Annotated in this window: 12 protein-coding genes; 5 read left to right on the plus strand and 7 right to left on the minus strand. The window is 74.0% G+C overall.

The window, feature by feature from the left end; genetic code table 11:
- Positions 1-91 precede the first annotated feature (91 nt).
- Positions 92-622, minus strand: a complete 531-nt coding sequence (locus ABZS66_RS58760) for a sigma-70 family RNA polymerase sigma factor (protein ID WP_354773248.1) — start codon at positions 620-622, stop codon at positions 92-94.
- Positions 623-757: 135 nt separating this feature from the next.
- Between ABZS66_RS58760 and ABZS66_RS58765 the strand changes: the two genes are divergently transcribed.
- On the plus strand, positions 758-2,275 hold the full coding sequence (locus ABZS66_RS58765) for a family 43 glycosylhydrolase (RefSeq protein ID WP_354773250.1): 1,518 nt from the start codon (positions 758-760) through the stop codon (positions 2,273-2,275).
- A gap of 58 nt (positions 2,276-2,333) precedes the next feature.
- Here the strand turns inward: ABZS66_RS58765 and ABZS66_RS58770 are convergent, their stop codons facing one another.
- From ABZS66_RS58770 to ABZS66_RS58780, 3 genes are read right to left on the minus strand one after another with little or no spacing between them, the layout of a single operon-like run.
- Positions 2,334-3,386 carry a hypothetical protein gene (locus ABZS66_RS58770; RefSeq protein ID WP_354773251.1) on the minus strand — a complete coding sequence of 351 codons (1,053 nt, stop codon included), beginning with the start codon at positions 3,384-3,386 and terminating at the stop codon, positions 2,334-2,336.
- Positions 3,379-3,822 carry an AAA family ATPase gene (locus ABZS66_RS58775; RefSeq protein WP_354773253.1) on the minus strand — a complete coding sequence of 148 codons (444 nt, stop codon included), beginning with the start codon at positions 3,820-3,822 and terminating at the stop codon, positions 3,379-3,381. The genes ABZS66_RS58770 and ABZS66_RS58775 overlap by 8 nt, the downstream gene beginning before the upstream one ends.
- Positions 3,823-3,824: 2 nt before the next feature.
- Complete coding sequence (locus tag ABZS66_RS58780) at positions 3,825-4,178, minus strand: hypothetical protein (protein ID WP_354773255.1); 354 nt, start codon at positions 4,176-4,178, stop codon at positions 3,825-3,827.
- Positions 4,179-4,310: 132 nt separating this feature from the next.
- Between ABZS66_RS58780 and ABZS66_RS58785 the strand changes: the two genes are divergently transcribed.
- Positions 4,311-4,931, plus strand: a complete 621-nt coding sequence (locus tag ABZS66_RS58785; protein ID WP_354773257.1) for a class I SAM-dependent methyltransferase — start codon at positions 4,311-4,313, stop codon at positions 4,929-4,931.
- A 59-nt stretch (positions 4,932-4,990) separates the two neighbouring features.
- Here ABZS66_RS58785 and ABZS66_RS58790 read toward each other — a convergent pair whose 3' ends face one another.
- Complete coding sequence (locus ABZS66_RS58790) at positions 4,991-5,395, minus strand: hypothetical protein (RefSeq protein WP_354773258.1); 405 nt, start codon at positions 5,393-5,395, stop codon at positions 4,991-4,993.
- Between the two features lie 134 nt (positions 5,396-5,529).
- On the opposite strand from ABZS66_RS58790, the gene ABZS66_RS58795 reads away from it, so the two are divergent.
- Positions 5,530-5,658, plus strand: a complete 129-nt coding sequence (locus ABZS66_RS58795) for a hypothetical protein (RefSeq protein WP_354773260.1) — start codon at positions 5,530-5,532, stop codon at positions 5,656-5,658.
- On the opposite strand, the gene ABZS66_RS58800 is transcribed toward ABZS66_RS58795, so the two are convergent.
- Complete coding sequence (locus tag ABZS66_RS58800; RefSeq protein ID WP_354773262.1) at positions 5,648-6,658, minus strand: LLM class flavin-dependent oxidoreductase; 1,011 nt, start codon at positions 6,656-6,658, stop codon at positions 5,648-5,650. The genes ABZS66_RS58795 and ABZS66_RS58800 overlap by 11 nt on opposite strands.
- A gap of 93 nt (positions 6,659-6,751) precedes the next feature.
- Here ABZS66_RS58800 and ABZS66_RS58805 point away from each other — a divergent pair, with 93 nt between their 5' ends.
- Positions 6,752-7,525, plus strand: a complete 774-nt coding sequence (locus ABZS66_RS58805) for a 5-formyltetrahydrofolate cyclo-ligase (RefSeq protein WP_354773264.1) — start codon at positions 6,752-6,754, stop codon at positions 7,523-7,525.
- On the opposite strand, the gene ABZS66_RS58810 is transcribed toward ABZS66_RS58805, so the two are convergent.
- Positions 7,522-8,112: a TetR/AcrR family transcriptional regulator C-terminal domain-containing protein gene (locus ABZS66_RS58810; protein ID WP_354773266.1), complete on the minus strand. Its 591-nt coding sequence runs from the start codon at positions 8,110-8,112 to the stop codon at positions 7,522-7,524. The two genes, ABZS66_RS58805 and ABZS66_RS58810, sit on opposite strands and share 4 nt — an antisense overlap.
- A gap of 29 nt (positions 8,113-8,141) precedes the next feature.
- On the opposite strand from ABZS66_RS58810, the gene ABZS66_RS58815 reads away from it, so the two are divergent.
- A partial coding sequence (locus ABZS66_RS58815) for a beta-ketoacyl synthase N-terminal-like domain-containing protein (RefSeq protein WP_354773268.1) occupies positions 8,142-8,379 on the plus strand: 238 nt, incomplete at its 3' end.

An 8,379-nucleotide genomic window follows, 5' to 3' on the forward strand; every position in this document is an offset into this window, starting at 1 on the left:
ATGCGCGGAGTCAAGCTCGTACTGGCCATCGGTCAGGTGGCGGTCGTCGTCGGCGAGCGTGCCGAGGGCGGTGCGGATCCGGTCGTCGAGCTCAGACATCGTCGGTCACCTCCAGGTGGCGGGCGAGGGTCTTGCGGGCGCGGTACAGCCAGGTGCGCACGGCGCCCTCGTGGGCCCGGCACAGGTCGGCGATCTCGGCGACCGGCAGGCCGGCCAGGTAGTGCAGCACCACGGCGCGGCGCTGGTTCGGGGGCAGCTCGGCCAGGGCGGCCTCCAGGGCCACCCGGTCCGGGCCGGGGCCGGCGACGAGCTCGACGCGCTGGTTGCGCCAGTGCCGCAGGGCCGTGCGGGCGCGGCGGATCCGGCTCGTCGCCAGGTTCCAGGCGACCCGGCGCACCCACGCGGCCGGGTCGTCGTAGCGGGCGATGCGGCTCCAGCGCGTCCAGGCCCGGGTGAACGCCTCCTGCGTGACCTCCTGCGCCTCCTCGACGCTGCCCAGGTACACGGCCAGCTGCGCCGCGATGACCCGGAACTGCGCCGCGTAGCAGTCGGCGAACTCGGGCGGCGGGTCGGCGGACACGATCGGCGGCGGCACGCCGTCGAGCGTATGGATCGTCGTCATACCAGCTACACGCGCACGCCCGGCCGGACGTCACAGGCCGAAATGTTTTCGGCCGTGAATGTTCCACGTCACAACATTGACACAAGGAAATGGCGCTGCCACCATTCCGAAAAGGTTTTCAGGGAGGTATCCGCCATGCCAACCATCCGAAGGCCGGCCGGCGTCGTCGTCGCCGTCACGGCCCTCGTCGCGGGCGTGCTGCCCGCGATCCCCGCGTCCGCCGCCCCGGTGACGTTCACCAGCACGGCCGTCAACCAGGCCAACGGCCGCTGCGCCACCGTCCCCGGCGGCGCGTCGACCCAGGCCCTGCAGCTGCAGCAGCAGAGCTGCACGTCGGCCACGAGCCAGAACTTCACGTTCAACCCGGTCTCCGGCACCACCGGCACGTACACGGTCGCGACCGTGGCGGCCGGCCGCTGCCTCGACGTCAGCGGCGTGTCGACGGCCGACAACGCGCAGATCATCCAGTACAGCTGCAACAGCCAGACCAACCAGCAGTTCCGGCTCCAGCCGGTCACCGTCTCGGGCGCCACGAACACGTTCAACCTGGTGGCCGTGCACTCCGGCAAGTGCGTCGCCCCGGCCGGCGACTCGACCGCGCAGAACGCGCTGCTGGTACAGCTGCCCTGCACGACGGCCACGAGCCGGGTGTGGCGCCTGGCCGGGTACAACCCCGGGACCGGCGGCGGTGGCGGCGGGACGTTCACCAACCCGCTCGACCCGCAGGGCCCCGACCCGTGGCTCACGTACTACAACGGCTTCTACTACCTGGCCGCCACCACGTGGAACCGCACCATCACCATGCGCAAGGCCAGCACGCTCGCCGGGCTGAAGACCGCGCCGGAGACCGTGATCTTCAACCTGACCCGCCCGAACGGCGCCGGCACCATGTGGGCGCCCGAGTTCCACCTGCTCAACGGTCCCAACGGGCAGCGGTGGTACTTCTACTACACCGCCGGTCAGGAGCCGTACAACCTCGGCACGCAACGCATCCACGTCCTGGAGAGCTCCGGGCTCGACCCGATGGGGCCGTACACGTGGAAGGCCGACATGCTGGACCCGACGGCCGACAACACGTGGGAGCTCGACGCGAGCATCCTGCAGCTCAACGGCCAGCTGTACCTGCTCGGCACGTTCTACAACGGCGCGCAGCCGATGTTCATCCGCCCGCTGTCGAACCCCTGGACGGCGAGCGGCACCCGCCGGACCCTGTCGACGGCGACGTACTCCTGGGAGACGATCGGCGGCTCCGTGAACGAGGGCCCCGAGGTCCTGCAGCGGGGCGGCAAGACGTTCATCGTCTACTCGGCGAGCCACTGCTCCACGCCCGACTACAAGCTGGGCATGCTGACGTACAACGGCGGTGACCCGCTGCTGTCGTCGTCGTGGGTGAAGTCGCCGAACCCGGTGTTCCAGCGCTCCAACGCCAACGGCGTGTACGCGCCGGGCCACAACGGCTTCTTCAAGTCGCCGGACGGCACCGAGGACTGGATCGTGTACCACGCGAACAGCTCGGCGAGCGGCGGCTGCGACATGAACCGCAGCACCCGCGCGCAGAAGTTCACCTGGAACGCCGACGGCACCCCGAACTTCGGCGTGCCGGCCGCCCTGAGCACGGCGCTCCCCGTCCCGTCCGGCGAGCCCGCGGCGTGACGGCCCCGGTGGCGGGCGGCCGTTCCCTTCCCGTCGGGCCGCCCGCCACCGGCTCAGCTCAGAACGGCGGCTCCCCGTCCCATGGGCCGCGGAGGGGCTGCGGCACCTCGAGGCACCACCGGGCGTAGTCCAGCGTCCACGGGTCGGTGTCCCGGTGCAGCAGGGACCGCACCACGGGCCGCAGCCGGGTGAGCCGGTGCCGGCGGACCGCGGCGACGGCGTGCGCCCGCACGATGCGGTCGGAGTCGGCGAGCAGCCACGAGACGGCCGCTTCGACGTCCGCCGGCGGCGCGTCGGGGCCCTCCCACGCGAGCAGGTAGGCGGCCGTCCGCCGGCGCTCGAGGTCGTCGCTGACGAGCTCCGGCGCCACGTCGGCGTACGTCAGCCGGCGCAGCGTGGCCAGCGCACGCAGGTCGGGCGGGTCACACTCCCGTGCGTACCGGGCGACCTCCTCGGCGGGCGGGCGCTGCGCCCGCGTGCGGTCGAGGGCCTGCCAGAGGTCGGCACGGACCGACGGGTCGGGGTCGCGGGCCACGGCCCGGGCGAGCGCCGTCCATGCCTCGCCGCTCACCACCGGCAGCGCCAGCAGCGAGGTGCCCGCGAGGGCCCGCCGGTGCGGCGCCGGGTCCGCCGCCAGCACGTCGAGCAGCTCGGCCGCACCGAGCGGCAGCCGCTGCAGTCCGGAGTCCCGGTCGTCGCGCCATCGCTCGTACCAGGCGAGGAAGTCGGGGTCCTCGACGACGTACGGCCCCCACGGCCCCTCGTTGTCGAGGTTGAACAGCCGCCCGCGGGCCGGCCCGCTCACCACGAGGTGGGTGTACAGCGAGCACCCGTGCCCGGCGACGATCAGCGTGCCGGGCAGGAACACGCGGTCCCGGCCCGGCGCTTCGTACCGGACCTCCCAGTCGCCGATGTACCGCGGCCCGGGCACGTACGGGCTCGGGCGGGTGAGATGCCCGGGCGCGCACCGGCCCGGGCAGGCGTGGGCGAGCGGCACCAGGCCGGGGTCGCCGGTCTCGATGACGAACCGGCGGTACGGCTCGGGCAGCCGGACGCCGTGCGCCGCTTCGAACGCGGCGACCTCGGCCTCGGCCTCGGGAGGGTCATCCATCACGCTGCAGTGTCTCGACGGCGTCGGCCAGGTCGGTGACCGGGGCCCGGCCGTCGAGCTCCAGGGTCGCGCCGCGGCGCAGCAGGGGCTCCACCGTCGCGGTGTAGTCGGCGATCGCCTGCCGCTGGGCGGGAGTGCTGCCGTACGGGTTGTCGGTGCGGGCCGTCACCCGTTGCAGGAGGACGGCGAGTGGGGCGGTCAGGAGTACCACATGATCAAAAAGGGCGTAGAAACGGGCCTGGTTCCCCACGGTGCCGGACACGACGACGGGCTGCCCGTCGGTGAGCAGCCCGGTCATGCGCGGCTCGTCCCAGGTGCCGTCGGGCCGGACCCAGCCGTCGTAGTCGGTGTCGACCGTGCGGTGCCCGCGGCGGGCCAGCTCCCGCAGGAGGGTGGTCTTGCCCGCCCCGGACATCCCGGTCACCAGGACCCGCACGCTCAGCAGCGCACGCCCTGCTTGCCCAGCTCGGCGATGAGGGCCGACGCGGTCAGGTTGGTGTAGCTGACGTCCTTGCCGTTGACGGTCTCGATGACGTAGTCGTTGTCGCCCGAGTCCTGCTCGACCTCGACCGTGCAGCTGCCGGCCCTGGCGGTGGCCTCGTAGTCGTCGAGCTTCTTCTTCTTTTTGCCGTTCTTGGTGGTGGTGTCGTAGTCGGCCTCGGCCGACACGCTGGTGTAGCCGGCCTTGGTCAGCTGCTTCTCGAGGTCGTCGGCCTGCGACGAGCACGCGGCCAGACCGGCACCGATCAGCAACGTCAGGGTGACGGCAACAACCGTCCGGGTGGCACGCATATCGTTTCGCACTCTTTCGGGTAGCAATCGGGGGTCGGAGCCATCCATTCTGACCGACGCCCGCCACCGCACTGTCACCTTGCCGATGCCCCGCTGTCGGAGGTCCAACGCGCGCGGCTAGGGTGCGGTGGCGTGAGCGCCTGGCTGGAGGACACCCGCACCTCGTACGACACGGTCGCCGGCAACTACGCGGAGTTCGTCCGCGACTCCCTCCAGCGCGAGCCGTACCTCAGCGGCGCCCTCGCCCTGTTCGCCACGCTCGTCGAGGCAGGCCCGGTCGCCGACGTCGGCTGCGGCCCCGGCCACGTCACCGCCCACCTGCGCGGCCTCGGCGTCGACGCGTCCGGGATCGACCTGTCCCCGGCGATGGTCGAGCTGGCCCGCCGCGCGCACCCGGGCGCCCGCTTCGAGACCGGCGACATGACGGATCTCACGCTGCCCGACGCGTCCCTGGCCGGCCTGGTGGCGTTCTGGTCGACCATCCACGTCCCCGACGAGCACATGCCGACGGTGTGCGCCGGTTTCCGCCGCGTCCTGCGCCCGGGCGGCGTCGTGCTGGCCGGCTTCCATGCGGGCGAGGGCACGCACCTGAAGACCGAGGGCTACGGCGGCCTGCCGATGCGGGTGTACCTCCACCGCCGCTCGCCGGCGGTCGTCTCCGCCTGGCTGCGCGACGCGGGCCTCGCCGTGGAGGCCGAACTGCTCCTGGACGCGGGCCGCAGCGCCCTGCTGTTCGCCCGCCGCCCGGCCTGACAGAAGCGGGCCGGCCCCGGCCTCCCGGGTCGGCGGCCCGGGGTAGCGGCCCACCGCGGTCATCCGGCCGCGGTGTCCGGCGGGTCGTGGCGTGGCGGGAGGGCGAAGGGGTCCTCCGGCAGGAAGCAGCCGTAGTCCTGCAGCGGGTGCGGGTCGTCCAGGACGACCTCCTGCAACCAGCCGGCCGGGGACAACCCGTCCGGGCGGTCCGTGACCCGCTCGCCCGGGCGCAGGCCGCCGCGGCCGAGCAACTCGCCCGGCACCGAGTCGGCGGCCAGCGCTCCGTCGCGGTCCAGCAGGGCATGGACGGCGTCGCACACGTCCGTCACCTCGGCCGGCTCGCCGGCGGCGCGCAGCGCCTCGCGGGCCGCGGCCAGGAAGCGGGCCGGGTCGGTCACCACCACGTCGCGGCGGGTGCGGACGCTGATCAGCATGCCCGTCCGTGGGGGCTGGGTATCGGTCATGCCGACGAGTGTGGCGCAGACCGGGGCGTGCCGATAATGGGCGCCGTGATGATCGACACGGGGCGGGTCTGCCCGGGGTGTTCCGGTGAGCCTCGCTGCTGGCGAGCCACCCGCCGGCCGGGCTGCGCGGGCGGATGGTCCGCAGTCGCCCCGAGCACCCGCCGGTGCTCGTCGTCGGCGACGCCGAGTGGGCGGCGATCGACGCAGAGCTGGCGCCGTGGTTCGCGCGCCTGCGGGCCCGGGTCCGGGAGTTCAGTTCCTAGGCTGCCAGCCCAGCGCCGGGGCCAGCCGGGTCGCGACGTCGGTGAGGATCTGCACGTAGTCGGGCGGGTCGAAGGAGAACGGCAGCGCGAACGCGACCTCGTCGACCTCCTGGTAGGCGACGTGGGACTGCAGCCGCTCGGCGATGAGCGCGGACGGCCCGACCAGGTCCTCGGCGAACAGCATCCGGGCCGGCCCCTGCGGCGCGCGGGTGCGCGGGGTGCGGCGCTCCACGTACGCGACGTACTTCGCGTGCTGCTCGGGGGTCGCCGAGTCGGTCGGGATCACCACCAGGCCCTGCGAGACGCGGGCCGCGTCGCCGGCCGGGTGGGCGGCCCGGAACGCGCGGATGTGCGACAGCTGGATCTGGGCAAAGTCCTCCGCCTCCTCGGCCTTCACGACGCTGCTGGTGAGCAGGTTCATACCCTGCTCGCCGGCCCACGTCGCCGAGCGCAGGCTGCCGCCGCCGTACCACATCCGCTCCCCCAGCCCGGCCGAGTGCGGCTGGACCCGGTCGGAGAACTCCTCGAACCCCTCGGTGCCGCGGAACGCGGTCGCCGGCTCGCCGCGCACGTACGCCAGCAGCCGGCGGACCCGCTCGTAGGAGAAGTCCTCGGCGTCGCCCGTGCCCGGGTACAGCGCGTCGCGCACGTGCTCCCAGTGCATGGGCGGGCCGACGCTGACGCCCGGGTTGAGCCGCCCGCCGGAGAGCACGTCGACGGTGGCGAGGTCCTCGGCGAGCCGCAGCGGGTTCTCCCACCCGAGCGGGATGACCGCCGTGCCGAGCTGGATGCGGCTGGTGCGCTGCGTCGCGGCGGCCAGCACGGCGACCGGGGAGGATATCCCGTACTGCAGGTGCCGGTGCCGGACCCAGGCGGAGTCGAAGCCGAGCCGCTCCCCCAGCTGGATCACCTCGAGGGTCGCCTCGTGGCCGGCCCGCGGGTCGGCCGGGTCGAACAGGCCGATGGTGAGGAAACCGAGGTTGCGCAGCGGACGTGCCATCGGTCCATGATCCCACGCCGGCCGCGGCACCGCGCTCGCGCGCGCGCCGGGGTGGCGGTCCAGCGGCGGCCGCGGCCCGCATAGGGTTGGGGTGTGCCGAGACGAGCCCCGCGCCACGACCACGACGCCGGTGGGCCGGCCGAGCTCCTCGCGGCCAAGGCGGCGCTGCGCGAGGAGGTGTGGGCCGCGCTGACCGCGGCCCGGGTGGCGCGGTTCCCCGGCGCCCGGGGGCGCATCACCAACTTCACGGGCGCCGAGGCCGCCGCCGAACGGCTGCGCGGGACGGCCGAGTGGGCCTCCGCCGGTACCGTGAAGGCCAATCCCGACTCGGCCCAGCTCCCGGTCCGGCAGCGCGCCCTCGAGGACGGCAAGGTCGTGTACATGGCGGTGCCGCGGCTCGCCGAGGCCGACCCGTTCTTCCTGCTCGACCCGGCGCACCTCGCCGACAAGCCACGGACCGCGGCGTCGATCAGCGGGGCCACCCGCTCGGCCCGGCGGGTCGCCGTCGCCGGCCTCGCCCCGGTCGACCTGGTGGTCACCGGCTGCGTCGCCGCCGGCGAGGACGGGGCGCGGCTGGGCAAGGGCGGCGGGTTCGCCGACCTCGAGTTCGCCCTGGCGAGCGCGGCCGGGCTCATCGGCCCGGGCACCCTCGTCGTGACCACCGTGCACGAGCTGCAGGTCCGGCCGGCCGGCACGATCCCCACGACGGAGCACGACGCGCCGGTCGACCTCGTCGTCACCCCGGAGCGCATCATCGACTGCCGCGCCGTGCGGGGGCCGCGCCCCGACGGCGGGATCCGCTGGGCCGAGCTGACCGAGGAGAAGATCGCCGCGATCCCCCTGCTGCGGGCGATGCGCGCTGCCTAGCGGGCGGGTGCGGCGCGGACCGTGAGGACGCCTGCCAGGTCGATGTCGGTGGAGGTGCCGCCGTAGCCGGACTCGGAGACCAGCCGGGCGCCGAGCACCGCGCTCCAGAACGTGCGGGCCTCCACCGCCGGCGGGCGGTCGATCGTCCAGCCGCGGCGGGCCAGGACCGCCTCCAGGTAGTGCTCGGCCTGGCGGAACAGCACCGCCAGCTGCTGCTGGGCGAGCGGGTGCAGCTCCGGGCGCATCCGGGTGACGGCCAGGGCCTGCACCGCGGCCGGCACCGACGGCAGGGTCAGCGCCGCGCGGGCCAGGGCGGCGCGGAACGTCTCCGGGGTGCGCCGCCGCAGGCCGATCGGCTCCAGGCGGCGGGCGTCGCGCAGCAGCACCAGGAACGCGGCCTGCACGAACAGCGCGTCCTTCGACCCGAAGTAGTACGTGATCTGGTTCGGATGGGCGCCGGCCGCCGCGGCGATGCCGGCCACGCTCACGGCCGCATACCCCTCGGCCGCGAACAGCTCGGCCGCCCGCTCCAGGATGCGCGCCCGGGTGCGCCGGCCCCGGTCGCGCGCCGGCTCCGCGATGGACATTCCATATTTGTATGCGATACAAAGAACGTATGGCAAACCCCCGGAAGGAAGACGTGGTCGTCACCGGGCTCGGGGCGATCACCCCGCTCGGCGCCGACGTCCCCGCACTGTGGGACGGGATGCTCGCCGGTCGCTCCGGCGTCCGCCGCATCGACGACCTGGTCACGGACTACGAGTTCCACGACGACCTGCCGGTGCGCATCGGCGCGCCGATGGCGACCGCGCCCGCCACGCTGCTGGACCGGGTCCAGGCCCGCCGCATGGACC

Source organism: Dactylosporangium sp. NPDC005572 (assembly GCF_040605515.1).
GTDB lineage: Bacteria > Actinomycetota > Actinomycetes > Mycobacteriales > Micromonosporaceae > Dactylosporangium.

Excerpts from the sequence above, each read along its gene's own strand:
- ABZS66_RS58760 (WP_354773248.1), bottom strand. The coding sequence starts at position 622 with ATGACGACGATCCATACGCTCGACGGCGTGCCGCCGCCGATCGTGTCC.
- ABZS66_RS58765 (WP_354773250.1), top strand. The coding sequence starts at position 758 with ATGCCAACCATCCGAAGGCCGGCCGGCGTCGTCGTCGCCGTCACGGCC.
- ABZS66_RS58770 (WP_354773251.1), bottom strand. The coding sequence starts at position 3,386 with ATGGATGACCCTCCCGAGGCCGAGGCCGAGGTCGCCGCGTTCGAAGCG.
- ABZS66_RS58780 (WP_354773255.1), bottom strand. The coding sequence starts at position 4,178 with ATGCGTGCCACCCGGACGGTTGTTGCCGTCACCCTGACGTTGCTGATC.
- ABZS66_RS58790 (WP_354773258.1), bottom strand. The coding sequence starts at position 5,395 with ATGACCGATACCCAGCCCCCACGGACGGGCATGCTGATCAGCGTCCGC.
- ABZS66_RS58795 (WP_354773260.1), top strand. The coding sequence starts at position 5,530 with ATGGTCCGCAGTCGCCCCGAGCACCCGCCGGTGCTCGTCGTCGGCGAC.
- ABZS66_RS58800 (WP_354773262.1), bottom strand. The coding sequence starts at position 6,658 with ATGGCACGTCCGCTGCGCAACCTCGGTTTCCTCACCATCGGCCTGTTC.
- ABZS66_RS58810 (WP_354773266.1), bottom strand. The coding sequence starts at position 8,112 with ATGTCCATCGCGGAGCCGGCGCGCGACCGGGGCCGGCGCACCCGGGCG.